This is a genomic window from Nocardia sp. NBC_01499 (genome assembly GCF_045040275.1).
Lineage (GTDB): Bacteria > Actinomycetota > Actinomycetes > Mycobacteriales > Mycobacteriaceae > Nocardia.
The window spans coordinates 5,936,916-5,963,621 of record NZ_CP109426.1; the positions used below are offsets into that span (position 1 = coordinate 5,936,916).

The following is a 26,706-nucleotide window of genomic DNA, read 5'->3' on the forward strand; positions in this document are numbered from 1 at the left end:
CGCCGGAGAACGCGTCAGGGAGACGCAGGCACAGCGCCGAGCGCGCATGCGCACGCGACTCCTCGACGCGGCGGTGCAGAGCCTGATCGAGGTCGGCTATGCGGGCACAACCACGCTCGAGGTGCAGAAGCGGGCCGGGGTGCCGCGTGGCACGCTGCAGCATCATTTTCCGACGAAGGCGGATCTGCTCGCCGGTGCGGTCGAGCATCTCGCCGCACGCCGATACGACCAACTGACAACGGAATTCGCGGAACTTCCGGAGGCCGCGGATCGGCTCGAGGCCGCCGTCGAGTTGACCATGCGGATGCTCAGCGGGCCGTCGTTCTGGGCGGCACTGGAGATGTGGGTCGGCGCGCGCACCGACCCTGAGCTGCTCGCCGCGTTCCTGCCGCTGGAGCATCGGTTGTTCGAGTTGATGCACAACAGCATTCGGGACGCGTTCCGCGCGGAGTTCCCGGATGACCCTCGGGTGCCGACGATCACCGAATTCACCATCGAGATCATGACCGGCCTCGCCATGCGGGTGCTGTTGACCGGCGAGGTGGATCGGAACCGAATCATCCAGCACCGCTGGCGAAATGCGGTGCGCATCCTGCTGGGGACGGCGCACCCGGACACGCTGACCGAACCGCGCCCGACGCGATAGCTACTTACCTACGGTGTCCAGAACCACCCGCGCGCACGCGGCGGGGTCATCGTAGAACGGCGTATGACCGCTGCCGTGCAGCGTGACGTGCTCGGCGTTCGGCAGTTGCGCGCGAGCACGACGGCTCTGCGTGCGATAAGTCAGCAGGATGTCGCGATCGCCCCAGGCGATGGTGACGGGAATGCCTGCGAGACCGCCGACTTCGGGCAGCTTCGCCTCGGTGAACGAGGCGAGGGCCGCGGCGAATCCCGGTGCATCGGCCGCGCCGTGCGCGGTGTCCACCGCCACCTCGGTGCTGACGGACCAGGCCTTGCCGAAGACCAAGCTCAGGAACACCGTTCGGCCCGCGGCCGTGCCGAGGATCGTCGGCAGCGCGGGCTTCAGCCGCCGCGCGAGCATCCGCGATATGCCGAGTGACCGCTGGCACCAGACCCGACCCGCGTTGTCCCAGAACGCGATCGGCGAAAACGCGGTGACCGAGCGGGCCAGCCCACGGGCGCCGAGGTTCAGCACGATCAAACCGCCCATCGAGTTCCCCACCAGGTGCGGCCGCTCGATCCCTTGCGCGGCAAGGAATTCGGCGAGCGCATCGGTCAGCGTGTCGACGGTCGTGGTAGCGAGCGGCGCCGAATCGGCGAAGCCAGGAAGATCGACGGCGATCACGTCATAAGACTCGGCAAGAGCGTCGATGATCGGCTCCCACACCTGCCACCGGCTGCCGATGCCGTGCACCAGCACCAACGGCTCGCCCGCGCCAACCCGATGATGGTTCAACACAGTCATTACAGCCATCCCAACTCGTCGCCAGTCGTGCGCCCACAGTAACAGCAGTCACTCGCCATCAGTTGCCGGTCTGCTGGCGGAAACCGTAGAACTTCCACTGGCAGTGCCACGAAAAGTCGGTAAGATAAAAGGTATGGCAACGCGTAAGGTCACCCTTTCGCTGGACGAGGCCGCCTGGTCCTTCGCCGAGCAGGCCGCGGCCCGCGCGGGTATGTCTCCGTCGGCGTGGATATCGAAGGCCGCCCGGCGGGAGGCCGTGCGCACCGGGTGTGGTCCCGCACCGGATGTGACGGCGCAAGCCGCCGCCGACGCGGCCGAAATGGCCGCCGCCGAGGAGACGATGCGTGCGGCGGGGTGAACTGTGGATCTACAACCCGCATGGTTCGCCGCGACGCCGCACAGTAGTGCTCATCAGCAGTGACGGCATCAACGAATCGCCGAGGCCGTGGCTGATCGCCGCCGAGGTGGTCGAGGACGATCCCCAGGACATCCTCGCGGTACCGGTGCAACATTACGGCTGGGTGCACGCCGGGAATATCGGCCGCATCTTCCGGGGGTGGCTCGCGGAACGAGTCGATGAAATGGAATCCGAGACGCTCGAACGCCTCGATACCGCGCTGCGCGCCGCGATGGATTTGTGAAAATGTGGTCGGCACGTAGGTTTCCGTCCTGATCGGTACCATCGTGGCCGACGTCACCACAGCGTCGGTTCGATGACAGTGTCCATTTCGACAGATAGGGATTCAGGTGCGGATCTCCCTGATCGCCGCGGCGCTCATCGCGCTGCCGGTGCTCGCGGCATGCGGCAACGACAAAGCGGCGGCAGCGCCGACGGTGACGCAGGCCGACCTCGCCAAGTCCCTCCAGGACAAAGGCCTCAAGAACGAGCAACTCGCCGACTGTGCCGCGAAGCTCTTTGTCGACCAGGGCATCTCGCAGGACGGCCTGCGGGTGATGGTCAGCAACGAGTACGACACCAAGGCCGCCGACCAGCAGACCCTCGGCATGAGCAAGGACGACGCCGAGAAGGCGCGCACCGCGAGCGCCCGCATCGCCACCGAATGCATGGCCACCCCGCACTGACCCTTCCGGACCATCATTTCGATCGCGGTGCGCACAACCCGTGAGCCGAACACGGTGCTGCGCGATCGTGGGGTGATGACATCCATCGAGGCCGAATCCGCCACAGACTCCGAACTGGATGCGGTCTTCGGACCGATCTTCGACCGCATCGCGCAGGGCGCGGTGGCGCGCGAGATCGATCGACGGCTGCCGTTCGAGGAGGTGGGATGGCTGCGCGAGGCGAAATTCGGCGCGCTCCGGGTGCCGGTCGAGTTCGGCGGGTACGGCGTCACCGTGCGGCAGCTGTTCCGGCTGCTGATCGAGCTGGCGGCCGCCGAATCGAACCTGCCGCAGGCGCTGCGCGTGCACTTCTCGTTCGTCGAGGATCAGCTGCTCGCCGAGCCTGGGCCGAGCCGCGAACAGTGGCTGCGCACGACGACGAGCACGCTGGTCGGCAATGCGATCACCGAGCCGGGCGTCGGCGCGGTCGACCGCTACCGGACCCGGCTCACCAAAGACGGCGGCCGCTGGCTGCTCAACGGCGTGAAGTACTACAGCACCGGTTCCCTGTACGCGGATTACATCCTGGCCGCCGCGGACCGCGACGGTGAGCGGGTGGGCGTGCTCGTCGACGCGAATGCCGAAGGCGTGCGCCAGCACGACGACTGGGACGGCTTCGGTCAACGGCTGACCGCCAGCGGTACAACGGAATTCACCGATGTGGTGGTGACCGAGGAGCGCATCCTCGGCCCCGGCTACGGCGCGCCCGGCCCCACTTACGCGACCTCCTATCTCCAATTGGTCCAGCTCGCGGTGCTCGCCGGTATCGCACAGCGCGCGGAGCTGGACGCGCGCGACTGGGTGGCCGGACGTACCCGCAGCTACTCACACTCCGCCGCAGGCCTGCCGCGCCAGGATCCGCTGGTGCAGCAGGTGATCGGGCGCCTGTCGGCCGCCGCGTTCGCGGCCAAGTCGAGCGTGCTCGCCGTCGCCGATATCCTCGACGAGGTGCTTGCCAGTGGCGCGAAGGACGAAAAGTCCTTGGTGGCAGCCGAACTCGCCGCCGCGCGGGCGCAGCTCGCGGTGATCGACCTGGTCCTGCCCGCCACCACGCTGCTCTTCGAGGTCGGTGGCGCCTCGGTCGTTTCGGAGCGCCAGCGGCTCGACCGGCACTGGCGCAACGCGCGCACCATCTCGGTGCACAACCCGGCTATCCAAAAGGCAAGGGCGATAGGCGATCACCTGTTGAACGGCGCTGAGCTGCCGTTCGCCTGGAGCGCCGGCGAACGCAAGACCGCGACGGAGGCGGCCCAGTGACCCGCCGAATTCGGTTCAACGCCTTCGACATGAACTGCGTCGCCCACCAATCGCCGGGCCTGTGGCGGCATCCGGACGACCAGTCGCACCGGTACAAGGAACTGAGCTACTGGACCGAGCTGGCGAAACTGTTGGAGCAGGGGCGTTTCGACGGCATCTTCATCGCCGACGTGCTCGGCACTTACGACGTCTACGGCGGCAGCGATATCGCGGCACTGCGCCAGGGCGCGCAGATCCCGGTGGCCGATCCGCTGCTGCTCGTCTCGGCCATGGCCGCGGTCACCGAGCACCTCGGGTTCGGCATCACCACCGGCACCGGTTTCGAGCATCCCTTTCCGTTCGCGCGCCGCCTCTCCACTCTCGACCACCTGACCAACGGCCGCATCGGCTGGAACGTGGTGACCGGCTACCTGCCCTCTGCGGCAAGGAATTTCGGCGCCGACGACCAGCTCGACCACGACGAGCGCTACAACCAGGCCGACGAATACCTCGAGGTCCTGTACAAGCTGTGGGAAGGCTCGTGGGAGGACGACGCGGTGGTCCGCGACGCCGCGCAGGGCGTCTACATCGACCCGGCGAAGGTGCACCACATCGGCCATCAGGGCAAGCACTTCACGGTGCCGGGCATCCACCTCTCTGAGCCGTCGCCGCAGCGCACGCCGGTGATCTACCAGGCGGGCGCCTCGACCCGCGGCGTGCGGTTCGCCGCCGAGAACGCCGAGGCGATCTTCATCGCCGCACCCTCGAAAAGGCTGCTCGCCCAAACTGTTTCCCGAATCCGCGCGGCACTGCGGGACGCTGGCCGCGATCCGTACTCCGCCCGGATCTACGCGCTGGCCACCATCATCACCGACGCCACCGACGAGGCGGCGCAACAGAAACACGAGGAGTACCTGTCCTACGCCAGCATCGAGGGCGGCCTGGTCTTCATGTCCGGCTGGATGGGAATCGACCTGTCCGGCTATGACCTGGACGATCCGATCGGTCAGGTGCAGAGCAACGCCATCCAATCCGCCGTCGCCGCCTTCCAGGAGTTCGACGACGACGGCCGCGAGTGGACGGTGCGCGATATCGGACGGTGGGCGGGTATCGGCGGCATGGGCCCGGTGTTCGTCGGCTCCGGCGCCACGGTCGCCGATCGGCTGCAGGATTGGGTCGACGACACCGACCTCGACGGCTTCAACCTGGCCTACGCCATCACGCCGGGATCCTTCGAAGACGTTGTGCGCCATGTTGTTCCAGTCTTGGCCGAACGCGGTGCCTACGCCACCGACTACGTTCCTGGCACCCTGCGCAACGCCCTGTTCGGCGCGGGCGACCGACTGCCGGACGAGCATCGTGGTGCGCGCTATCGCCTCGGCGCACCCGGATCCACCGCGCTACCCGACGAGGTCTCGCGCCCAGGTGCGGCGGTCACTACACCGAGTTCATAACCATCGGCCTGGTCGTTCCGGCGCGCGCTTCGGTGCCGCCGGAACGATCGGCAGGCTAAGCGGGCAGAGAATCGAGGAAAGCCCGCGCGACGGATTCCAGTCCGTCCTTGTCGATGTCGTCGAACCGGTCCGGCTTCGGACTGTCGAGGTCGAACACGCCGACAAGGGTGCCATTGCGCACCAACGGAATAACGACTTCCGAACGCGTCTCGGCATCGCAGGCGATATGTCCAGGGAACGCGTGCACATCGGGCACCAACTGCGTTTCCCCGGTGTGTGCCGCGGTCCCGCACACGCCCTTCCCGATGGGGATGCGGACGCACGCAGGCTTGCCCTGGAATGGGCCGACCACGAGCTCGTTTCCATCGTAGAAATAGAACCCGACCCAATTCAGTTCGGGCAGCGCGTGGAATACCAGCGACGCGAGATTGGCGGCGTTGGCGACCCGGTCCGGCTCGCCCGCGACCAGCGCTTCGGCCTGCGCGGCGAGCTGCTGGTACTGCTCGGTCCGGTCTCCGGTCAGGTCGGCGGCGGTGAACGACATGGCCCGAATGGTACGCCAGGGAAAACTCCTGTCTGCTCATTGATTCTCGCTGATCGCAACACTCACGAGGGCCACGTCACACCCCGGATGATCCGAACATGACAACGCAGAATTCCGTTCCCCGTTCCACCCGTTCGGCCGCGGTAATCGGTGCCGGGCAAACCGGCGTCACTGCGGCACTAGGTTTGCTCGACGCCGGATTCGACGTCACCCTCTACAGCGACCGCGATCAACGCGGCCTGCGCGACGACGTCCCCGCCACCGGCACCGCGCTCGAATTCGGCATCACCCAGCAGGCCGAGTCCGCGCTCGGGCTGGACACCTACACCGCGCGTGCGCCGCGGCATACCGGGCTCAGCGTCCGCATCGCCGGGCCGGACCGCGCCGAATTGATCCAATTCGACGGCAATTTCGACGGCTACGTCGGTGTCGCCGTCGACACCCGCCTCAAGGCCGACGAACGACTCACCGCCTTCCAGGAACGCGGCGGCCATTTCGTCGTCGAGCAGGTGACCCCGGAAACCCTCGACACGATCGCCACGGCCAACGCCCTCACCCTGGTCGCCACCGGCCGCGGCGGACTGTCCGACCTGTTCCCGATCGACCAGGCACGCACCCCCTACGACGCACCGCAACGTTCGCTGCTCACCGTCACGGTGACCGGAATCGGTTACGACAAGGATGTTTTCGCGCACCGCAGCCCGGCGGGTGGCGCGCACAGCGGCTTCTCCATCCTCGCCGAGCATGGCGAGGCATGGTGGGGTCCGTACCTGCACAAGGATGCGGGCCCGAGCTGGGCCTTCCTCGGCTGGGCCCGGCCCGGCAGCGAATGGGAAACCCGTTTCGCCGCAGCGGATTCCGCCGAGTCCGCGCACCGGATCGTGCAGGACCTGTACCGGGACTTCATCGATTGGGATCTGCCCGAGGTGCTCGCCACCCAGGTGATCGCCGACGACCCGCATTCCTGGCTGAAGGGCGCGGTGCGGCCGGTGGTCAGGGCCGGCGTCGGGCACACCGCGGGCGGTCATGTGGTGGCCTCGCTCGGCGACACCTCGGCGGCGTACGACCCGATCGCGGGCCAGGGCGCGCAGAGCGGGCTCATCCAGGCGCAGCGGCTCGTCGCGGCCGCCGCGGTGCACGACGGCGCGTTCGACGAGGCCTGGTTCACCGAGCAGTACGCGGGATTCCTCGCGGTGCGCGGCGACGCCGCCAACAAGGTCACCCGGCTGTTCCTCGGCGATCCGGAGCTTGCCGATATCGGCAACACGCTGTTCGCGGCCGCCAGCGTCGACCCGAAGTTCGCCGCCGCCCTCGTCGGTCTGCTGCATCACCCGCAGCCGTTCCTCGCGGTCGACTCGGTCGAGGCCGCCAACGCCTTCATCACCCGCGTCACCGGCGAAGACGCGGAAGCACTGCTCGGCCGCTTCGCACCGGCCGGAAAGTTCGCCAGATCCACCTTCGCCGACACCCTCACCAACGCCTGAGAACCCGAACACCATAAGCACCGCGATCCGATCGCACAGATTCAAACCCTCGTGCCGATCGGGTCGCGGTGCTGGAGTGGAGGAGATCGACGGCTACCCCCCGACCCCATGGAGCAAGCTATGACCACGGAGCAGATCGCCGATGAGATCAAATTCGCCTACTGGGTGCCCAATGTCAGCGGGGGATTGGTCACCAGCGAGATCGAACAGCGCACCGGCTGGGATTTCGAGTACAACAAGAAGCTGGCGCAGACCGCCGAGAACAACGGCTTCGACTACGCGTTGTCCCAGGTGCGCTACACCGCCTCCTACGGTGCCGAGTTCCAGCACGAGTCGACCTCGTTCAGCCTCGCGCTGCTCGGCGCGACCGAACGGCTGAAGGTGATCGCGGCCATTCACCCCGGCCTCTGGCACCCCGCGGTGCTCGCGAAGTTCGGCGCCACCGCCGACCACCTCTCGAACGGCCGCTTCGCCATCAATGTCGTATCCGGTTGGTTCGCCGGCGAATTCACCGCGCTCGGCGAGCCGTGGCTCGAACACGACGAAAGGTACCGCCGCAGTGCGGAATTCCTCGAGGTGATCCGCAAGATCTGGACCGAGGACAACGTGAACTACGGCGGCGACTTCTACCGGATCCGTGACTTCACGCTGAAGCCGAAGCCGCTCAACACTCCCGAGCGCCCGAATCCCGAACTGTTCCAGGGCGGTAACTCGACCGCGGCCCGGCGCAACGGCGGCCGCTACGCCGACTGGTACTTCTCCAACGGTAAGGACTTCGACGGCGTCACCGAACAGCTCGACGATCTGCGCGGCATCGCGCGGGCCAACGACCGGGAAGTGAAGTTCGGGCTGAACGGCTTCATCATCGCGCGCGACACCGAGAAGGAAGCCAAGGACACCCTGCGCGAGATCATTGAGAAGGCGAACAAGCCTGCGGTGGAAGGATTCCGGGACGCGGTGCAGCAGGCGGGCGCGTCGACCAAGGATCACAAGGGCATGTGGGCCGACTCCTCGTTCGAGGATCTCGTGCAGTACAACGACGGTTTCCGCACCAAGCTGATCGGCACGCCGGAGCAGGTTGCCGAGCGCATCGTCGCCTACCGCGAGCTCGGCGTCGACCTGATCCTCGGTGGCTTCCTGCACTTTCAGGAAGAGGTCGAGTACTTCGGCGCGAAAGTGCTTCCGCTGGTTCGGGAACTGGAGGCCGCGCGGCGGCCTGTCGCGGCGGTCAGCTGATGACCGCGGTCGCGGCCGACCGGATCACCGCTGCCGCCCAAGCCTTTTCGGCGGCGGAACAGCTCGCCGCTGACTTCGCGCAGGGGGCGGCCGCCAGGGACCGCGGCCGGATACTGCCGCATCAGGAGGTGGAGCGGCTCGCGGCCAGCGGGCTGCTCGCCATCACTGTGCCAGCCGAGTACGGCGGCGCGGACCTGCCGCCGAGCGCCGTGGCGGAGGTGGTGCGGATCCTCGCGACCGCCGATCCGAATATCGCGCAGATCCCGCACAGTCACTTCGTGTACCTGAATCTGGTGCGGCTTGCCGGTTCCGAGCAGCAGCGGCAGCGCTACTTCGCCCAGGTGCTCGACGGTGGCCGGATCGCCAACGCCCAGTCCGAACGTGGCGGCGCGACCGTCGCCGACATCGCCACCACAGTGCGGCCCGTCGGGAATCAATTCCGCATTGACGGACGCAAGTTCTATTGCACCGGTTCGCTGTTCGCGAACCTGCTCGCCGTGCTGACCAAGCTCGACGATCCGCAGGGTCGCGGCGGGCTGGCGGCTGGGGAGTACATCGCTTACCTGCCCGCCGATTCGCCGGGCGTGCGGATCATCGACGACTGGAACGGTGTCGGCCAGCGCACCACCGGCAGCGGTACCGTCACGTTCGACGAGGTGCTTGTCGAGCGGGACCAGCTGATTCATCGATCCGCCGCCGTGCACGCGCCCACCGGATACGGTGCGTTCGCGCAACTTCTGCACGCGGCCATCGATGCGGGCATCGCGCGCGGCGCGCTCACAGCCGCAACGGAATTCGTGCGCACCACCAGTCGCCCCTGGTTCGAATCCGGCGTCGCGAACGCCGTCGATGATCCCCTGCTGATTCAGCGTTTCGGCGAGCTGTCCGTCACGGTCACCGCCGCCGAGGCGACCCTCACCGCGGCGGGCGTCGCGGTGGACGCGGCCACCGGCGCCGCGTCGGAGCATGCCGAGGGACTCGCGGGCCGGGCGTCGTTGGCGGTGGCCGCGGCGAAGGTGCTCGCCGATAACGCTGCCAACGAGGTGTCAAGCGCGCTGTTCGAAGTGAGCGGAACACGCAGTGCCGCAGCAGATCTCAATCTGCACCACTTCTGGCGCAACGCACGGACGCATACCTTGCACGACCCGATCCGATGGAAGTATCAACATCTCGGCCGTGCGCTGTTGCACGGCACCGCGCCACCGTTGCACGGCGTGATCTGACCGGGGCTACCGGTCGAAACAGCATGTGATTGAAAAGGATTCGAAAAGTGACAGTGACGGTCGTAGTAGGCAATCCGAAGCCGGCCTCCCGCACCTTGACGGCGGCCACACTGGTCGCGAAGGGACTGCGCCCCGAGGTGGAGCCCACCGTGATCGACCTGGTCGATTTCGGTGCCGCGCTGCTCGGCTGGGGTGATCCCGCCGTCGCGGCGGCGGTCCGTACCGTATCCGATTCGGAGCTCGTCGTTTTCGCGAGCCCGACCTTCAAAGCCACCTATACCGGCCTGTTGAAACTGTTCCTCGAGCAGTTCGACGGCGGCACCGGACTCGCGGGCGTCCTCGGTGTTCCGGTCATGCTCGGCGCGGGTCCCGTCCACGCGCTCGCACCGGATCTGCTGCTCAAGCCGGTACTCGTCGAACTCGGCGCCACCGCGGCGCTGCCCGGTCTGTATCTGTCGGATCGGACCTTCCAGGAGGACGGCGTGATCGATCGCTACAGCGACAGATGGCGCCCCGTCGTCCGGGCCATCGCCGACTCCGCGGAGGTGACGAATCATGCATGAGCTCTTCGAGTTTCCCGCCGACGGCAGCGCATTGCGCGGCGCCTTCGCCAATTTCCCCAGCGGCGTTGTCGCGGTGTGCGCCGAAATCGACGGCACCCCACACGGTCTCGCGGTGAGCACCTTCGTTCCGGTCTCGCTCGACCCGCCGCTGGTGTCGTTCTGTGTGCAGAATTCCTCATCGACCTGGCCCAAGCTCGCCGCCGCCGGACATCTCGGCCTGAGCCTGCTCGGCACCGATCAGCAGGACGCCGCCCGCACCCTCGGGGCCCGCAATGGTGACCGGTTCCGCGGCACCGAATTGCACAGGGGGACGGGCGAGGCGATCTTCATCGACGGCGCGTCCGCCTGGATCGAAGGCGTGCCGGAGGCCACCGTGCCCGCGGGCGACCACGAGGTGGTCATTCTGCGGATCCACCGCATCGCCACCCGGACCGATGTCGACCCACTTGTCTTCCACGGCAGTCGATTCCGTCGATTGGACGCCGACGCCAGGCAGCGCAGCGATATTGCAGGGTGATGCCAGGCGCGTCGATCACCCTCGGTGCCGCCCGATCTGCCCTGGTCGTGGCGGCCACCGGCGCGTGTGGGAAACTGGATCGCATCTATTCGGAAGGGTCGGTCATGACAATGGGCATGGTTCTCGGTGACGTTTCCTCGCGCACTTCGACGCGGTAGGAACACCCAACCTCAACAACTCCTCGTCGCGGTGCGCTCCGTGTCCCCGCATGCTCGACAACGAGGAGTCCCCGATGTCCACGATGACCTGGACCGAAGCCGATACCGTCCGATCCGCCCCGTGGCATTCCGAGAGCGCGACGCCGGTGCCGACCCGGATCATGGTCGCCGACGACCGGATGACCGCCGAGACCGCGTATCGCCTGGCCTGCGAGGGGACGGCGCTGCTGTGGCGCGGCGATTATCACAACGGCCGTCAGCTGCTCAAGGCGATGAGCCGCCGCGTCGACCGGAAAGCGCCTGGACCAGGCAATAGCCTGGCCGAGGCGTTCCGGCTGCAGCGCAGGGCCCGCAACCATCGCGCGCGCGTGCTCGGCAAGCTGCTCGTCCAGCTCGAGGACGATCACGCGCTCGCGCTGCGGCGCGCTCCCGATGTGCGCAAGGCCTGTGACGATGTGTACGGGCCGTCGCACGAGCCCATGCTCATCGCCCTCACCGAGCTGCTTGGCGTACTCGGCGCGGCCCAGTGGCGGGAGAAAGGCGTGCGGATCCCGTCGCTCGACGCCAGCATCTACCCGCACTACGGGGTGTTCTCCCCGATCCGCGGCGAATACATCGATCTGGTCGCGCGCACCCCGTTCCCGACGAGTGGTCGCGGCTCGCACACCGCCTTCGACCTCGGCACCGGCACCGGCGTGCTGGCCGCGGTACTCGCCAGGCGCGGTGTCGGGCACATCGTCGCCACCGACGACAGTCCGCGCGCGCTGGCCTGTGCCCGCGAGAACATCGACCGGCTCGGTCTCAGCGGTTCCGTCGATATCGTCGGCCCTGCCTTGTTCCCGGAAGGCCGTGCCGACCTCATCGTCTGCAACCCGCCGTGGCTACCGGCCCGCCCGACCTCGGCGATCGAGCACGGCGTGTACGACCAGGACAGCGGCATGCTCCGCGGTTTCCTGGCTGGTCTGGCCGCGCATCTCGAGCCCGGCGGTGAAGGGTGGCTCGTGCTGTCCGACCTTGCCGAACATCTAGGGCTGCGCAGCCGTGCCGACCTGCTCGCCATGTTCGACTCGGCTGGATTGCGCGTCATCGATAAAGCCGACACCAGTCCGCGTCACCCACGCGCGCAGGACGCCACCGATCCGCTGCACACCGCCCGTGCCGCGGAGGTCACCTCGCTCTGGCGCCTGGCCGTCGCACAGTAGCGGCGCGTGCTGCCCTCGATCAGGGTGCGGGGCAGCGGTTTTGGGGGATGGCGAGGTTGAGGAGGTATTGGTCGGCGGCGGTCGTGGTGCAGGGGGAGCGGTCGTAGACGCCGTGGCCCCAGCCTTCGTAGGTCAGCAGGGTGGCGCGTGGCGTGTTCTTCGTGACGCCAAGCGCCCACTCGTACGGTGTCGCCGGGTCGTGCAGTGAATTCATAACGAGAATCGGTGGCCCGTCCACGATCTGCGGGCGGTGTGCGGGGTTGGGCGGTGTGATCGGCCAGCCGGAACACATCGATCCCGCGCCCCAAGCGAAGTGGGCGCTCAGCGGGGCGGCGTTGGCGTTCTGTTCGCGCCACAGCTGGGTCCACTGGTCTTGGCCCGCGATGTCGAAACGCCAGTCGGAGCAGACGATGATCTCCGGCATCGGCGCGGGCTTACCCTGCTGCCTCGGCGTTGCGGGTGGCAGTGGGTTACCGGCTGGCTGGTCGGTCAACGCCCGCAGATCCATTGCCAGGCGCGACCATTCGGGCTGATAGAGCCGCTGGACGACCCGTGCGTTCAGGTCGAACGGTCCCAGCGGCTTGGTCGCGTCGGTGAGGTCGCGCAGTTCGCCACGCGCGGCCTTGGCGTACGCGGCACCGAGGGTCTGGCCGACGTCCGCCCCGTGCAGCGCGCACTGCTCATCTCGCGCACACCACGACGCGAACTCGCCGAAGGTGTCCTTGCCCGCGCGTGCTTCGCTGGCCATGAACGCCCGGCCATCCAGGCTGTGGTCGTCCACGCTGTCGATCAGCATGGCCCGCAAGCGTTTCGGGAACAGCTCCGCGTACGCCTGCGCGGGCATTGTCCCGTAAGACCGGCTGTAGGTGCTGATTTGGTCCACCCCGAGCGCCACCCGCAACGCCTCGACATCCCGCGCGACACTGGCCGCATCGAGGTGATCCATCAGCGCCCCGGTGTACTGCCGACAGCTCGCCGCGAGATCTCTTGCATACGACTGGACTTCATCGATCCGACCACCAAGATCCGGTATCAGGTTCGGTCGATACCCAACCAGCCCCGCATCGCATCGCACCGGGTGACTCCGCTTCACCCCACGCGGATCAAGGCTGACGATATCGAACCGCCCGCGCAGCTCCGCGGAAAACTTTCCGCCCTTGATGATTTCGTCCACCCCCGACGATCCAGGTCCGCCTGGCAACGAAACCAGCGTCCCCACCTTCTTCGACGGCTCGTCGGCCCGCTCCCGCACCACCGCGATATCGATCTTCTCCCCGTCCGGCGCAGCCCAGTCCACCGGCACAGTGACTGTGCCACAGTCGAACTCGGCGTTCTCCGAGCAGGGCTGCCATTTCAACGAAGCGCTCGGCTTCGCCTCCGATGTGCAGGCCACCGCCCCCGAGCAGAGCCCGACGGCCAGGCCAACCACCAACACAGTGCGACGCAACAACATGCCCCAGATCGTCGGCCCGCCGATCCCGCGCCCACATCCCCCCACCGAGCCATCCCGACTCACTCCCCGGTACTGCGCGGGACAACGAAAAAGCCCCGCACCAGAACGTCTGGCCAGGGCTTTTACTACAGAGCCGATGACGGGAATCGAACCCGCGCTGTCTGCTTGGGAAGCAGAAGTTCTGCCACTGAACTACATCGGCGCGAACCCCACAGGGTCCTCCCGAGACTTTAGCAGAACCGCCCACGAGCCGGGAAAAGTCCTGGTAGATGCCTCTGACCTGGCCGAACAGGGCATCGTGGTGCTGCGGGGCCACCGCCACCGCCGGTCACGAGCGACCGATACGCCCCTGCTGGTGTCAACGAAACGTGGCCGTCACGCACTTGTCCGAGACGCTTGATGCAGCTCTACGACGTTCCCGTCGGGATCGGACAGGAACGACTGGAGGCCTCGACCTACCTGAACGGGATCGGACACCGTGAGCCCCTGCGCTCGCAACGCGGGCACCTCGATGTCGAGCCGGTCGACGAGAAGGGCGAAATGCTGACCCAAGGCGGGCGGGACGTCGGGTTGCTCGATGAGGTGGACCTGTCGGTCACCGACGTCCAGCCAGGCACCCGCGACCCCGAGGTTGTCGGGGCGGTCGGTCCGCTGGGTCAAGCCGAGCACGTCGACATAGAAGCGCAGGGCTCGATCGATATCGCGCACGTTGATCGAGACGTGATGGAGCGCGAGCACCTTCGCGCTGGCCGTCGGTCCCTCGTGGATGCCTTCTGACATGATACTGACCCCGTCTCGCTCGAGGAGCCTAAATCGATTGTCCGCCAATACCATAGCGCGATCGTCGGCCCCGAGTAGGGCAGAACGGGCGAGAAGTACCCGCACCGATGCCGAAGCGGTAGGGTTAGGGGTGTATAGCGGGTCGGTGAGTGATTCCCGTCCGGGTTCAGATGCCTTGGCGGGTATCCGTTTTCGGGTTGCCCTGCCTGGTGGGCAAGGGAGTCGGGAATGGATTCAACGGCCGGTATCAGTCAGGCTGAGCGCGACGGGTCGGCGCTGTACTCACCGAAAATCCTGTCCATCTATGACCTTTGGGTCTGGTTCAACTGTCGTTTCGTATGGCGCTGCCCCATCCGGCACACGCTGGCCCTGTACAACGCCAACATGTCCAGCGATCATCTGGATATCGGCACCGGTACCGGGTGGCATTTGTGTCAGGCGACCTACCCGACGACCCAGCCAACAGTCACCCTGGTCGATTTGAATCATCATTCGCTCGATGAGACGAGCAGGCGGCTGCGCCAACGCGGTATCGATCCGGTGACCAGGGTCGGGAGCGTGTTGCAGCCGTTAGCGGTCGACCGCCGCAGGTTCGGGTCGGTCTCGGCGACCTGGGTCCTGCATTGCGTGCCGGGCGGGTGGGACAGCAAAGGCAAGGCATTCGGCCACATTGCCGATGTCATGGCCGATGACGGCGTGTTCTTCGGGGCGACCGTGCTGGAGCGGGGTGTCCGGCATACGGCGCTCAGCCGTGCCACGATGCGCCGGTTCTGGCGTACCGGCGTCTTCCACAACGAAGCCGATGACCTGACGGGTCTGGTGGCGGCGCTCGAGCGCGCGTTCGAGTCGGTGCAGGTCGGCACGCGTGGTTCGGCCGCAGTGTGGACGGCGCGCGGGCCGCGCCGCGCACCGGAGGAGGGCACCGGTGAACCGCACTGACCGGTCACTGTGCGCGTCCCGGCGCCGGGACGAGCAGGATCGCGATCAGCGAGCCGGGCTGAACGGGGCCGGCGGGCATCGCGAACAGCGCGGCCTGAAACAGCGATCCCTCGATCGAAATCGTCTGCTCGACAACATCGTTGGTCGGCGCCGCGATCAGGCGGTTCAGGTCGATCTGGGTGAGCACGCGGGCCAGGCGTGGTTCGTCGGTGAGCAGCGCGTCGGCGAGATCGCCGGACCCGGCCACGACATAGCGGCTGTGCACGTCGACCATGATCAGGCTGGCGTTGGTGTACCGGACGAGGGTGCCGAGCCGGGTGTCGAGATCACGATGGGGCAGTTGCACGGTGAGCCCGTAGACGGAGCGTCCCGGCTGCGGTGCGCCGAGATTCGTTGTCGACGACCAGAAGTGCACCCAGTCGTTATCCGGGCGGATCGACCACACCGCGTCGACGGTGACGCCCTCACGCTTGTGTCCCGCGTCGTGCACCAAGGCGGTCCAGCCTGGGGCGTCGTCGGGGTTCAGGTTGCGGAATACCCCCATGATCGGTTTGTACTCACCCACAGCGCGTTTGACGCCGTAGAGCTCGAGGTCGTCGCCGTCGGGCGAGGTGGCGAGCTTGCGGAGGTCCATGATCCAGCTGTTGTATATCGGGCGCGACGTCACCGGCGGCGGTGCCAGCCACACGAGCAGCGCGACCGCGGTGCCGTCGGCGGCGGTGATCCAGTGCGTCCGGCATTCGATCCCGGCCTCGGTGCGCGCGTGGTCGATCTGCGGTCCGTTCATGACGTCCGCGACGACACCGCGAAACAAGGCCTCCCCGCTGTGGTCGTAGCCCAGCTTCGGCGCGACGCGGCGTAGCCGGCGAGCCACTCGTTGACCGTCGGCGGAATGGACAACGAGTTCGCCGTGGAGTCGGGTGCCGATGAGGTCGATGCCAACCCACAGTCTCGGTAGGTCCATGACCGGGCAGCCTAGTTCGGCGTCGATCGTATTTCGACGTGTTCGCCGCGATTGGCGGGTGTTAAACTGTCGCCTGTACCCGGCTGGCGAGCGACTCCCGTGCCGGAAGCCAATTCTCTTGTGTAGATGAAGCTTTCGGCTGTCATGGGAGGGGTCCCAGTATGCATCAGTATCTAGGGCATCGCGCGTCGGCGGAGCAGGCTGCGGGTAGCGCTGTTCACTCGGTGTCGCTGCACGGCCTTCGTGAAATCGTTGCGTCGTACGGCGTCGACGCCGTCCGCACACGGATTACGCAACTGCGCGCTCGCGGCGACCACATAGCGGCGGATTGCATTGCGCGCGAGTTGGGTTCGCTGCCATGACAGAACGACCCGCAGCACTGCCGGTGTCCGAGGCCGGGTCACGGCACTCGCCCGCACCCACAGATTAAGGTCACCGGCTGGCCCCGACCCGCCGATGACGGGCTGTCCTGCTCGGGATGACCGACTGATGCGGGCGCATCGTCCGTGCCCATAAGATCATCCCGTGCGGAACTATTTCAACTCATCACATCTCGACTGGCCCCAATTACACGGTTCACTGCACGTTTACGTGCTACCCAACCCTGAGTTCATCGCGTCGGTACAGCCCGCGGTAGACGCTGTCGAAGCGTTCGAGGGCTGCGCCGCCGTACAACCGCGCTGGCAACACGCGACAGTCACCCGAATCCCATGGTGGCGCAACGAAGTCGATCAGACCGCACTCGATCGATTCACTGAAGCCCTCGCCGCCGTCGCCGCGGCCACCACCCCGTTCGAGATCCCGATGCAGGGCCCATGGCTGCACGACTTCGGCGTCGGCGTTGCCGCCCCCGAAGACGCACAATGGAAACAACTCCACACCGCGACCCGCGACGCGGCAGTGCAGGTCTTCGGAACAGACCGTGCACTCCCCGCCCCACCCCCGATGCCCCACGTATCCCTCGGCTACGGCACCGCCGAACGCGACTCCGCCCCACTGCAACACGCCCTCGCCACCATCAAAACCCCCGCCACACTCATCATCGACACCCTCCATTTCCTGGCAGTCGACGTAGATCTAGACCAGGGCAGCTTCACCTGGAACGCGATCTCATCCCATCCCGTGACGCGGCCGTAGAGACGCTCGATAGTCGTGGCGTCCGCTGGTTCGGATCGGTTTGACTGGAACGCATTTCATGGTTTTACGTCGGCATGAGCGACAGCCGAGTCATAGCGGCCGCAGTTGATCGCGTTTTTGCGATAGCGACTGCGGCGGAGTCCAGATCGCTCGATGGTGTTGTGCAGGCGATCATCCGAGCTCGAGGACGTCGGCGTATACAAAGCGCACCTGGCGTCAGCGTGCCGTCGCGATGCGCAACGAGCCCCAGCCCGGGACCGGGAGCGGATCGCGGTGAGCGCCCGTTCGTTCCGAGAGCCCGACCGGGTCTGTGGGAGGCCCAGGTCCTATGGATTCGCCTAGGCGAAGCGCGAATTGTGGGACCATTGAGATATGGAGTCGCACGAATCGGTTGCTGTTGTGCTCGTGGATATTTCGGGCACCATCCAATATTGGAGTACGGGTGCGACACTGCTGTTCGGCCATGCGAACTCGGTCGGGCAGACGCTGGACGTCATAGTTCCGGAAGAATTTCGTGAGCAGCATTGGTCCGGCTTCCGACTGGCTATGGAGACAGGGGTTTCGGAGGAATCCGGCGGTAGGTTCAATATCCCCGTGCGCTGCTCGGATGACAAGGTAAGAAGCTTTCCTGGGACTTTTTCCGTACTGTGGGACGGGCGTGGTGCAGCGGTCGGCGGGGTGGGAACCTGGACGCGGCGACGTGGCGATGAAGAACCGTTCACGCCGGTGGCGCCGCTTTAGTGGTGACCGTGCGACGAGCTGCCACGGATGCTTGCAGAAGGTTGAAGCTTTCACTCTTATCCGGATCTGATTTATAAACGACGTGATAGATCTCTCGCATAGTGTCTAGAAATGCTGCACTGTCGATAACGGCCTGCTGATATACGCGGCCGAATGGCTTGTACATCAGGTGCAAGATGTGGCAGGGACCAGGCGCGATAGCCGGCTGCCGGTAATCGACGTCTAGCTCCTGAAAGCCGAGCCTAGAAAATATCGCGCGATTGGTGTCGCCGTCGCACTCGATGTACCAGCCCGGAGCATCTTCGATGCGCATACCTTCCTCCCCGATGTCGCGCACCATTCTTTCCTCGATCCGCATAATGATCGACCGAAGTTTTCCGGAACCCCTAAGGCTGGGTTCGAAGCCGATATATCCACCGAAACCGGCATGCGGCATCGTCAAAAAAGAGGCCATCCCCTCGGCCTTCTCCTGTGCCGTGCCACGAATAGTACACAGATGATAATGGTAGCCCTGCCTATCGACCGGTCCGCCCGGCGTGAGCGCCTCGGCAAGATATGCGCTCGGCACCGCCGTCGAAGGATCGGTGAATATCTCCTCATACACCCGGACTGCCTCTGCCATTTCCGGGTCGTGGTCGGTGACGACGTCGCGGATATAAAGCTCTTCCTGCTTGATTCCGGAAATATATTCATCGAACGGGATGAGCGCGACCGTGCCGCTCAGTTCGAGCGCAGACGCCATCTCGCGATACTCGTGATTTTCCATCGCGTCGGGGATGCGCATCGCCCATCGGAGATACTCCGCCACCAGGAGTTGCACGTCTTTTGCTGGAACGGTGGTGCCGTAGCGGGTTGAACAGGTATTAGCCATCAACAGGAGGTTCTCGACCGGCGACTGGGTCGGTGACAATGCCGGCTGGATGTAGCGGAAGTCCAGCCTGCGATATTTCCAGCGATGCCAGATGCGCGCTCGGGCAAAGGGATCGAAACTGCCCGCGGTGACCGGTGTGCGGTAGGGGTCGTCCATCTCGCCGACGATCCAGTCGAGTTGACCGTGGTTACTTACCCCGTCGGCGTGGAGCAGTTGTTCGGTGTGCCGCAATAGACGGTGCCCGAGTCCGGAGCCGCGCAGTCCAGGGCGCACCAGGATGTACTCGAGCACGCCTGCGTTGGGCTTATCGAGGTAGTCGGAGATGGAACCACCGACCGGAGCGCCGTTTTCGTCCGTCGCTACTACAACATGATAATTGTTCTTCCCATACCAGCCGTCGACCTTGAGCGCTAGGTACTCCTCGATGTTCCGCAAGGACTCTCGTTCATCGGCGTCGGGAAACTCCGACACGTAGCAATCGTCATAGAAGCGTCTGAGTAGCGCGGTATCACTCGGACCAAGCTCCGTGATCTTCTGCGCGCTTGTCGGCTGCCTCATAGTACTTCTTTATTATCTTCGGAAGATTGCATGTCGAATAGTCGCCCTTCATGAAGATATTATCGCGTTGATGGGTGAGCGCAAGGCGTTCCAGTGTCGAGCTTTCCGCCGAAGGGCCGACAATCCGCTGTCGGATGGTCTCCATTCTGCTGCGAATAGTTTCAGCGTTTTTGGGATCCTTGTGGACTAGATCATGTCCGCATCCTGTCTCATCTATCGCGCCAACGAAAATGAGGTGCAGTTCAGTGTTCATCTCCAGCATTTGTAACGCCCCGTGGACGGCGCTTTGGGCGAGATTATTGATCTGGAAGTCGTAGCTGTCCCGGTCGGCAATATTGGCGTGCGCAAAGAATGGCACGAGGTCAAGCCACTTCTCTTCCGGATGGTACGCACGGAGCCTGCCATGGTGGTTCGTGCACATCGCGAACATTATCCAAATATATGCCGAGTAGTATGTCGCACTCACTTGCGCGCGGTCGTCGCCAATGCCGATCTCGATTCCTGTCGCATCGCCCACCGTGTCGAGAACGAGGCGTCTATCGCGCCAAACAGCTTCCTGGGCTGGGCAGATGCCATCTCGGTGCAATGAAGCGCCCCAACGCAATCGGCCGGTCACTCGTGCTTGCCATGCGAAAGCCTCAGGCGGCATAGTGGCCCTAAGCGTGTTGCTTAAATCTGTTGCGGAGCACCTGACTGACAGGGAGTTGTCCTCGTCGCCGCTCCCGAACTGTAGCGCCTTTTTACCACTCCACGGTGGGCAGGTGCACAAGGCAATGCTGGGACCCCATAACAGCCAGCAATCGAAAATGAACAGTTGAACCTTACGGGCCGCGTTTCCTCGAAGGTCGTCGTCGATGGCCATAGCCCTGCCGTAGTCTTCAAGAGCTCGCTGCCAATCCTCATCGTAGCGCTTGAGGACTCCGGTAAGTAGATGTAGTGGCGCTATGAAGCCGGATCGGACGGTTACTCTTGAAATGAAGCACGGATCTTCACTGGTAGATGGGTTCTCCGTATACAGCGCGTTGAAATAGCTTTTTATCCTGTCGGAATCGATTAATGGGGTGAGATGATCTATTTCGATCGGCCTTGCGAGATCTTCCGCGCGCGCAAGTGTCCGCAAGTCTGCCCACACTTCGCCGGCCCATTGTTTCCTCGCTTTGTGGTATTTCCGCAATGCGATCTGGTACTTCTCATTGCTGGCTTTGCGGCCGCCCCCAGTGTCGTAATCCAGTCGTAATGGCCGGTCTGGTGGGGGATTAAGGACCTCTAACTCGATGCGTAGCCTGACGGCCTTGCGTAGCGATCCGGCTTGAAATCCTCGCAACAGTAGTCTGAATAATGTCAATATAGCCGTTATATAGGCACGTGCTGCACTGTAGTACCGCGTGGCAGATGGCCGACTCCGAACAAGGAGTTGGATCGAAGGCGAGAACTGATACAGCACTAACGACATGACCGTGATGAAGCCGAGCAGCGTAAGCACGCCGCCACTGAGGTACGCGACTGTAGTCCAGAAGGAATCGAAGATGGCCATAGTTGGCCGAAAGGACATGGGATGATCCTCCGAAAGCATAATCTGAAAACCCGGTGTTCAAGCTGATCGGCATGCCGCCGAAAAGTTCGAATACCGCGCATAACTCTACGCCCGATAGGCGCGTCCCGAATTCATAAATCTGTCAAGGGCCATTAACTCGAGTTGCGGGGCCTGGATATCAGCAGGGAAGGGTGTGGTCGGGATTTGTCAGGGTGCGATTGCGCGGCCGAACCTGTCGCTGGTGAGGTAGTAGCCAATGAGGCAGAGGATGACCCAGAGGGCGCCGAGGGACCAGCCGCCGAGTACGTCGGTTGGCCAGTGGACGCCGAGGTAGATGCGGGAAAGGCCAACTGCAGCAACGAAAACGGTGGCGGCGATGGCCGCGATCCAGCGGGCGACAAGGTGGTGTAGCCGGGGGATGAGTAAGAGGGCGAGGATGCCGATTACGGCGATCGAGCCGAGGCTGTGGCCGGAGGGGTAGGCCAGGTTTGTTTTGAGGACGATCTGGTCGGCGGCGGGTGGGCGCGGCCGACCGATGAGCTGCTTGCCGCCGTCGACCAGAATCCAGGCGCCGAGGCCGGTGGCCGCGACCAGCACGGCCTCGCTGCGATGCCCGCGCGTGCCGAAGGTGACGAAGGCCAGCGACGCCAGAATCGTCATCGCGAGGGTGCCGCCGAGGTTGCTGATCGTTATCGCGAGCGGGGTCAGCGTGCCGTTGCGATGTGCGATAGCCCAGTTAGAGATGGGGGAGTCGATCGCGGTGAGCCCGTCCTTCCGGAGGACATTGCTCGTCAATCCGACGACGAAAACGGCCAAAACCGCAGCTGGTACGACGAGCGCGTCGGCTCGCTGCCAGGCACGGTTCGGCGGGGAATTCGTGGTCACCATGCCACGATCCCACCTTGGCGCTGAGGATTGGCTGAGGGAGCGTGGGGCGTGGCGCGCTCAGAACATGCTGTAGCCGCCATCGATCAGCAGCGTGTCCCCGGTGTGATACGCGCTGGCCGGGCTGGCCAGGTACACCGCGACCGCCTCGAAATCGGTCGGCCGCCCCCAGCGCTTGGCGGGAATGCGTGGCTGCACCCGGTCACGGAACCGGTCCCACGCGAAAACACCGTCGGTCATGGGTGTTTCGACCCACCCGGGTAGCACCGCGTTGGCACGAATGCCGTGCTTGCCGAGCTCGACCGCGATGGAGTTCAGGATGGCGATCAGCCCGGCCTTGCTCGCCGCGTAGGACTGCCCACGCGGAACACCTTGGCGGGCAGCGAGACTGGCGGTTCCAACCAGGCTGCCGCCATTCCCCTGCGCCACCATCACCTTCGCGGCCTCGCGTAGCGTGACGAACGCGGCGTCGAGATTGATCGAGGTGACCCGGCGGAACTCGGCGAGATCGGTCTCCAGGAACGTCGTGAGACCTGCTGGCACACCGGCGTTGACGAAGCACGAATCGATGCGGCCGAGCTCGTCGGCCGTCCTGGCGATGGTGTCGACCACCTGCTGCTCGTCCCCGACATCGCAGGACAGCGCGAGCACCCGACCGCCATAGGCCCGCAGGATGTCGGCGGCATCGGCATTGCGCTCGGCGTTGCGGCCGACAATGCACACGTCGGCGCCCGCCCGCGCGAGGCCGCGGGCGAACCCGAGGCCGATGCCGGAATTGCCACCGGTGACGACGGACACGTGCCCGGTCAGGTCGAACAGCGGGGCCTCGGTCATGCGCTCATCCCTTCGGTCGCGGGCGGCAGCGCCCGAACGAATGCGAGGATAACGGTCTCGCTGTCTCGTCGCGCGGCGAAAGCCACGCCGGCAGCGGCGCTGCCGCTGTGCGGCTGACGAGCGCGGACGAGCAGGCGCTACGCTGCTCGGCGTGCTGCTTTCCGATCGTGACATCCGTGCGGAGATCGCCGCTGGGCGTCTCGGCGTCGAGCCGCTCCTGGAGAGCCTGATCCAGCCGTCGAGTATCGACGTGCGGTTGGACGGGATGTTCCGGGTGTTCGACAACTCCCGCTACACCCACATCGATCCCGCGCAACGCCAGGACGAGCTGACCAGCCTGGTCGCGCCGACCGCCGGCGAGCCGTTCGTGCTGCACCCCGGTGAGTTCGTGCTCGGCTCCACGCTCGAGGTGTGCACGCTGCCGGACGATCTGGCCGGTCGGCTGGAGGGCAAGTCGAGTCTCGGCAGGCTCGGCCTGCTGACGCATTCGACCGCTGGCTTCATCGATCCTGGCTTCAGCGGCCACATCACCCTCGAGCTCTCGAATGTGGCGAACCTGCCGATCACCCTGTGGCCGGGTATGAAGATCGGTCAGCTGTGCCTGCTCCGGCTGACCAGCCCGGCCGAGCATCCGTACGGCAGTGCCACCACGGGCTCGAAGTATCAGGGGCAGCGCGGTCCGACGCCGTCGAAGTCCTACCTGAACTTCCCGCTGCCCGCCACCGTGGTTGACGCCGCGGAATCGCGGTAGCCGACCCCGCCGAAAGCGACTGTCACTCGGTCAATTCCGCGACCGACCGAGTCTGCGGCACCACGTGCGTGCGCCGGAAGTATCGACGAGTCGATCCAGGCACCCACAGCACGATCTTGACCGTGCCACCCGGAATCTTCCTGCGCCGCAACGGATTCGGCTCCAGCACATCGAACCCGAAGCAGCGCACCACGTCGAGACCGGCGAACATGGCAGGGTCACAATGCCGCACCGACGGCGACGCCGCGATGATCAACCGGTACGAACCGAGTCGAGATAGGCATGCACCATCGTGGTGAACGCCGCCAACTCGGCGCGATCCTGCTCGGGCGTCGGGAACGCGGCGGCGGTGATGGCGCTGGCGTCGAAGTACTGCAGCACAATCGATCCCACCGTGACCAACGCCTCGGGCGGCACGCCCGCCGCTACCGGCAGGGTGACCGTGTGCGCCACGATGGCGGCCCCGTACTCGGCCCTGGCGACGGCCATGTGTTCGCGCAACGCCGGATCGGTGCGCGCGGCGATGTTCAGTTCGATCCACACCTTGTTGGTCGGCACGCGCGCATTGTCGCGGAGGAGTTCGAGTGTCGCGTCGAGGTCGGCACCGGCCGGCAGCGCGGCGAGCGCGGCCGTGAACTCGGCGGTCAACCGCTGCCCCGCCGTCACCGCGGCCGCCGCGATCAGGGCGAACAACGTGTTGAATCGGCCGAAGAGCCCACCGTGTGACACACCGGCGCGCTGACAGATCTCGCGCACCGAGACGCGTTGATAGCCGATGTCGATGATGCACTGAATCGTCGCGTCGATCAGTTTCGCCTCGGTCTCGGACCGGCGTTCGGCCTGCTGGCGCCGTGACTGCGTGGTCACGACGCGCACCATCGCAAAGCACCGGCCCGAGTCCGCCCCGTCGACTGCCAAGAAAAGGGGCGGACTCGGCCCGGTCCGGTGCCGAGCGGCAACGGGAACCGATCGCGGCGCGTGATCAGTCCCCGCCGCCCGCTCCCACCGCAAGTGCCGTCGTGATGATGACGGATAGCGGTGGCAGCGTGTCGCCGCGTCTCGGCGGGGATACCCAGAAGCACCCTTCCCGGGTCCACCGTCCGAGTCCGGTCGGCAACATCACGGCACTGCCGATGGCGGGAATGCCGATATCGAGACGATTGAGTACCTCCAATACCTGCGTTCCCGGCCTACTGTCCGGCTCGGCGAGAAAACTCCACCGGATCTGCCTGGCCAGCATGGGCCCCCTGGTCCCCTGCTGATCCAGTGCGGCGCGCACCTTTTCGGCGCGCGCGGTAGGCAAGTGCACAACGCAAACGCGGCCGGTGATCGGCAGCATGACGAAGCCGCCACGCTCGGTCACCGGTAGGCCGAACTCGTGCCGATAGAACGCCACCCAATCGTCAACAGTCCTGAGTTTCTCCACATTCACGGCGAACTCCTTGCCTCCCGCCCTCAAGGGTCCCGGTCAGACGCCGGATTGGGTTATGCCCGCACGCCCGCCTTCCGCTGCCCTTCCGCTGCCCCTGGGAAGCGGCTCCGTTTCGGATGACTCTGATACCAGCTCTATTTCGTATGTGGCCGTGCTCACAAACCCCTCGTACCCTGGGAAAGAGTTCGTTCGGAAGGGATGACATCGTGGTCCGGCAATGGTCAGGTAAAGAGGCCCGTGCCCTTCGCGATGCCAAGCGCATGAGCATCAGGCAGTTCGCGGCGCACCTCGGGGTGCACGAACGCCTGGTGTCGAAGTGGGAGGCCGGCGGCGTCCGGGTCCATCCACGTCCGATCAATCAAGCCGCTCTTGATACCTCCCTGGCCAGGTCGGACGACGTTGTGCGGGCACGGTTTGCGGCAATGATCGATCAATCGTTGACCGACCGACCGACCCCGCCTGGAATCGATGCGCCCGCCGACGACTCGGCGCGCGTCCAATATTCGAGCGACGCGGACCTTTTGGCTCTCATAGACGCCGGTGCGATGAGAGGCGATGCGTTAGCAGCGATTTCGGAGAGGGATCTGATCATGGCGGCTGCCCATGAGGCCAGCGAGCACGCCGGCCAGGCGGTGAGCACGAATGTGGGTGCGACCACCTTGGAACAGCTCGACGCCGATGTCACCCGCATTGCGAACGACTATGTGCACGTGCCCCCGGTGCCGATGATGGTCGAGATGCTTCGGGTGCGGCGCCGGGTATATCGGCTGCTCGAGGGCCATCAGCGACCCGTCGACACCAGCCACCTGTACTTGCTGGCAGGCACCCTGTCCGGGCTGCTGTCCAACGCGAGTACCGATCTCGGCTATTACGACGCGGCGGGCGAACAGGCCAGAGCGGCGTGGGCCTACGCCGAACTGTGCGGGCACAACGGTTTACGGGCCTGGACCCGTGGCATGCACGCGCTCATCGAATACAAGGCGGAGCGGCCGCGGCGCGGGGTGCTGCTCGCGCAGAGCGGGCAGCAGTACGCGGAGTCGGCGACGGCGAAGGTGCGGCTGTTCAATATCGAGGCGCGGATCTGGTCCCGGCTCGGTAGCCCGTCCGATACCGACCGCTGCATCCGGGCCGCCGACGACGCGCGCGAGGTGTCCGAGACCGACACGCTGCACGACGACGTCGGCGGGGTGTTCGGGTTCAACGACGCGAAGGCTCAGTACTACGCGGGCGCGACCTATATCCATCTCGGTCAGGCCGGGCCGGCGCTGGCCGCCACCCAGCGCGCCATCGAGCTGTACGCGAGCGGACCCTCGGAGCAGCGGTCCTATGGTGCCGAGTCGCTGGCTCGGGTCGACTGCGCCGCCGCGCATCTGATCAACGGCAGCCTCGACGGTGCCGCCGAGGCGCTGCGGCCGGTGCTCGGTCTCGCCGAGGACAAGCGCATCGCGCAGCTGGAGGAACGGCTGACCGGTGTGCGCAGGCGGATCGCGGGCCCGGACTTCCGGGACGCGGTCGAGGCGCGTTTCCTGGACGAGCGAATCGAGGAATTCTGCGGCGCGACGGCCGCGAAAGGGATACCGCCTGGCAACCCCGCTTCCTGAGGTACTCGTCACATCGCGGTATTCCACGCCGGACCCGCTCGCGTCGTCCCAGTGAAAT

The 26,706-nt window shown here is 65.5% G+C and carries 29 protein-coding genes and 1 tRNA gene; 17 read left to right on the forward strand and 13 right to left on the reverse strand.

Going from position 1 to position 26,706, the window contains the following annotated elements; translation table 11 throughout:
* Positions 1-46: 46 nt before the first annotated feature.
* Positions 47-646 (forward strand): TetR/AcrR family transcriptional regulator, encoded by a 600-nt coding sequence (locus OG203_RS27160; protein WP_405160090.1) that lies wholly within the window; start codon positions 47-49, stop codon positions 644-646.
* On the opposite strand, the gene OG203_RS27165 is transcribed toward OG203_RS27160, so the two are convergent.
* A complete protein-coding gene (locus OG203_RS27165) occupies positions 647-1,429 on the reverse strand; it encodes an alpha/beta fold hydrolase (RefSeq protein WP_405160091.1) in 783 nt (260 codons plus the stop codon). It lies immediately after the preceding gene.
* 133 nt (positions 1,430-1,562) lie between these two features.
* Here OG203_RS27165 and OG203_RS27170 point away from each other — a divergent pair, with 133 nt between their 5' ends.
* The 5 genes from OG203_RS27170 to OG203_RS27190 all read left to right on the forward strand — a co-directional run bounded on the left by OG203_RS27170 (position 1,563) and on the right by OG203_RS27190 (position 5,241).
* The gene (locus OG203_RS27170; RefSeq protein WP_405160092.1) at positions 1,563-1,787 is read left to right on the forward strand and encodes a hypothetical protein; all 225 of its coding nucleotides are present in this window, start codon (positions 1,563-1,565) and stop codon (positions 1,785-1,787) included.
* Entirely contained in the window at positions 1,774-2,070 is a 297-nt protein-coding gene (locus tag OG203_RS27175) for a hypothetical protein (protein WP_405160093.1), read from the forward strand. The genes OG203_RS27170 and OG203_RS27175 overlap by 14 nt, the downstream gene beginning before the upstream one ends.
* A 106-nt stretch (positions 2,071-2,176) precedes the next feature.
* Positions 2,177-2,512: a hypothetical protein gene (locus OG203_RS27180; RefSeq protein WP_405160094.1), complete on the forward strand. Its 336-nt coding sequence runs from the start codon at positions 2,177-2,179 to the stop codon at positions 2,510-2,512.
* A 75-nt stretch (positions 2,513-2,587) separates the two neighbouring features.
* On the forward strand, positions 2,588-3,808 hold the full coding sequence (locus tag OG203_RS27185; RefSeq protein ID WP_405168020.1) for an acyl-CoA dehydrogenase family protein: 1,221 nt from the start codon (positions 2,588-2,590) through the stop codon (positions 3,806-3,808).
* Positions 3,805-5,241 carry an LLM class flavin-dependent oxidoreductase gene (locus OG203_RS27190; protein WP_405160095.1) on the forward strand — a complete coding sequence of 479 codons (1,437 nt, stop codon included), beginning with the start codon at positions 3,805-3,807 and terminating at the stop codon, positions 5,239-5,241. Before OG203_RS27185 ends, OG203_RS27190 begins: the two co-directional genes overlap by 4 nt.
* A gap of 55 nt (positions 5,242-5,296) precedes the next feature.
* On the opposite strand, the gene OG203_RS27195 is transcribed toward OG203_RS27190, so the two are convergent.
* A complete protein-coding gene (locus tag OG203_RS27195; RefSeq protein WP_405160096.1) occupies positions 5,297-5,785 on the reverse strand; it encodes a GAF domain-containing protein in 489 nt (162 codons plus the stop codon).
* Positions 5,786-5,883: 98 nt separating this feature from the next.
* On the opposite strand from OG203_RS27195, the gene OG203_RS27200 reads away from it, so the two are divergent.
* From OG203_RS27200 to OG203_RS27225, 6 genes are all read left to right on the forward strand, one after another.
* A complete protein-coding gene (locus tag OG203_RS27200; protein ID WP_405160097.1) occupies positions 5,884-7,269 on the forward strand; it encodes a styrene monooxygenase/indole monooxygenase family protein in 1,386 nt (461 codons plus the stop codon).
* A 120-nt stretch (positions 7,270-7,389) separates the two neighbouring features.
* Entirely contained in the window at positions 7,390-8,505 is a 1,116-nt protein-coding gene (gene sfnG / locus OG203_RS27205) for a dimethylsulfone monooxygenase SfnG (protein ID WP_405160098.1), read from the forward strand.
* Complete coding sequence (locus OG203_RS27210; protein ID WP_405160099.1) at positions 8,505-9,728, forward strand: SfnB family sulfur acquisition oxidoreductase; 1,224 nt, start codon at positions 8,505-8,507, stop codon at positions 9,726-9,728. Before sfnG ends, OG203_RS27210 begins: the two co-directional genes overlap by 1 nt.
* A 47-nt stretch (positions 9,729-9,775) precedes the next feature.
* Positions 9,776-10,291 (forward strand): NADPH-dependent FMN reductase, encoded by a 516-nt coding sequence (locus OG203_RS27215; protein WP_405160100.1) that lies wholly within the window; start codon positions 9,776-9,778, stop codon positions 10,289-10,291.
* Entirely contained in the window at positions 10,284-10,808 is a 525-nt protein-coding gene (locus tag OG203_RS27220; RefSeq protein ID WP_405160101.1) for a flavin reductase family protein, read from the forward strand. Before OG203_RS27215 ends, OG203_RS27220 begins: the two co-directional genes overlap by 8 nt.
* 232 nt (positions 10,809-11,040) lie before the next feature.
* Positions 11,041-12,168, forward strand: a complete 1,128-nt coding sequence (locus OG203_RS27225) for a methyltransferase (protein WP_405160102.1) — start codon at positions 11,041-11,043, stop codon at positions 12,166-12,168.
* Between the two features lie 19 nt (positions 12,169-12,187).
* On the opposite strand, the gene OG203_RS27230 is transcribed toward OG203_RS27225, so the two are convergent.
* From OG203_RS27230 to OG203_RS27240, 3 genes are all read right to left on the reverse strand, one after another.
* A complete protein-coding gene (locus OG203_RS27230) occupies positions 12,188-13,621 on the reverse strand; it encodes an alpha/beta hydrolase (protein ID WP_405160103.1) in 1,434 nt (477 codons plus the stop codon).
* Positions 13,622-13,752: 131 nt separating this feature from the next.
* Positions 13,753-13,823, reverse strand: a tRNA-Gly gene (locus OG203_RS27235).
* Positions 13,824-13,996: 173 nt separating this feature from the next.
* On the reverse strand, positions 13,997-14,401 hold the full coding sequence (locus OG203_RS27240; protein ID WP_405160104.1) for a VOC family protein: 405 nt from the start codon (positions 14,399-14,401) through the stop codon (positions 13,997-13,999).
* A 228-nt stretch (positions 14,402-14,629) separates the two neighbouring features.
* Between OG203_RS27240 and OG203_RS27245 the strand changes: the two genes are divergently transcribed.
* Positions 14,630-15,340 (forward strand): class I SAM-dependent methyltransferase, encoded by a 711-nt coding sequence (locus tag OG203_RS27245; RefSeq protein ID WP_405160105.1) that lies wholly within the window; start codon positions 14,630-14,632, stop codon positions 15,338-15,340.
* 4 nt (positions 15,341-15,344) lie between these two features.
* On the opposite strand, the gene OG203_RS27250 is transcribed toward OG203_RS27245, so the two are convergent.
* The gene (locus OG203_RS27250) at positions 15,345-16,304 is read right to left on the reverse strand and encodes a hypothetical protein (protein WP_405160106.1); all 960 of its coding nucleotides are present in this window, start codon (positions 16,302-16,304) and stop codon (positions 15,345-15,347) included.
* Between the two features lie 525 nt (positions 16,305-16,829).
* Between OG203_RS27250 and OG203_RS27255 the strand changes: the two genes are divergently transcribed.
* Together OG203_RS27255 and OG203_RS27260 are read left to right on the forward strand one after the other, a co-directional pair.
* Positions 16,830-17,441: a 2'-5' RNA ligase family protein gene (locus OG203_RS27255; RefSeq protein WP_405160107.1), complete on the forward strand. Its 612-nt coding sequence runs from the start codon at positions 16,830-16,832 to the stop codon at positions 17,439-17,441.
* Between the two features lie 372 nt (positions 17,442-17,813).
* The gene (locus OG203_RS27260; RefSeq protein ID WP_405160108.1) at positions 17,814-18,182 is read left to right on the forward strand and encodes a PAS domain-containing protein; all 369 of its coding nucleotides are present in this window, start codon (positions 17,814-17,816) and stop codon (positions 18,180-18,182) included.
* Here OG203_RS27260 and OG203_RS27265 read toward each other — a convergent pair.
* From OG203_RS27265 to OG203_RS27280, 4 genes are all read right to left on the reverse strand, one after another.
* The gene (locus OG203_RS27265) at positions 18,160-19,611 is read right to left on the reverse strand and encodes a GNAT family N-acetyltransferase (protein ID WP_405160109.1); all 1,452 of its coding nucleotides are present in this window, start codon (positions 19,609-19,611) and stop codon (positions 18,160-18,162) included. The genes OG203_RS27260 and OG203_RS27265 overlap by 23 nt on opposite strands.
* Positions 19,562-21,163 (reverse strand): hypothetical protein, encoded by a 1,602-nt coding sequence (locus OG203_RS27270; protein ID WP_405160110.1) that lies wholly within the window; start codon positions 21,161-21,163, stop codon positions 19,562-19,564. The genes OG203_RS27265 and OG203_RS27270 overlap by 50 nt, the downstream gene beginning before the upstream one ends.
* A 189-nt stretch (positions 21,164-21,352) precedes the next feature.
* A complete protein-coding gene (locus tag OG203_RS27275; RefSeq protein WP_405160111.1) occupies positions 21,353-22,033 on the reverse strand; it encodes a phosphatase PAP2 family protein in 681 nt (226 codons plus the stop codon).
* A 57-nt stretch (positions 22,034-22,090) separates the two neighbouring features.
* Positions 22,091-22,864, reverse strand: coding sequence for an SDR family NAD(P)-dependent oxidoreductase (locus OG203_RS27280; protein WP_405160112.1), 774 nt, complete (start codon positions 22,862-22,864; stop codon positions 22,091-22,093).
* A gap of 151 nt (positions 22,865-23,015) precedes the next feature.
* Here OG203_RS27280 and dcd point away from each other — a divergent pair, with 151 nt between their 5' ends.
* On the forward strand, positions 23,016-23,615 hold the full coding sequence (gene dcd, locus OG203_RS27285) for a dCTP deaminase (RefSeq protein WP_405160113.1): 600 nt from the start codon (positions 23,016-23,018) through the stop codon (positions 23,613-23,615).
* Between the two features lie 22 nt (positions 23,616-23,637).
* On the opposite strand, the gene OG203_RS27290 is transcribed toward dcd, so the two are convergent.
* The 3 genes from OG203_RS27290 to OG203_RS27300 form a co-directional block, all read right to left on the reverse strand.
* On the reverse strand, positions 23,638-23,826 hold the full coding sequence (locus OG203_RS27290; RefSeq protein WP_405160114.1) for a hypothetical protein: 189 nt from the start codon (positions 23,824-23,826) through the stop codon (positions 23,638-23,640).
* A gap of 41 nt (positions 23,827-23,867) precedes the next feature.
* Entirely contained in the window at positions 23,868-24,482 is a 615-nt protein-coding gene (locus OG203_RS27295; protein WP_405160115.1) for a TetR/AcrR family transcriptional regulator, read from the reverse strand.
* 115 nt (positions 24,483-24,597) lie between these two features.
* Positions 24,598-25,047 carry a hypothetical protein gene (locus OG203_RS27300; protein ID WP_357384834.1) on the reverse strand — a complete coding sequence of 150 codons (450 nt, stop codon included), beginning with the start codon at positions 25,045-25,047 and terminating at the stop codon, positions 24,598-24,600.
* Positions 25,048-25,637: 590 nt separating this feature from the next.
* Here OG203_RS27300 and OG203_RS27305 point away from each other — a divergent pair.
* Positions 25,638-26,648: an XRE family transcriptional regulator gene (locus OG203_RS27305; RefSeq protein ID WP_405160116.1), complete on the forward strand. Its 1,011-nt coding sequence runs from the start codon at positions 25,638-25,640 to the stop codon at positions 26,646-26,648.
* The last annotated feature ends 58 nt before the right edge of the window (positions 26,649-26,706 follow it).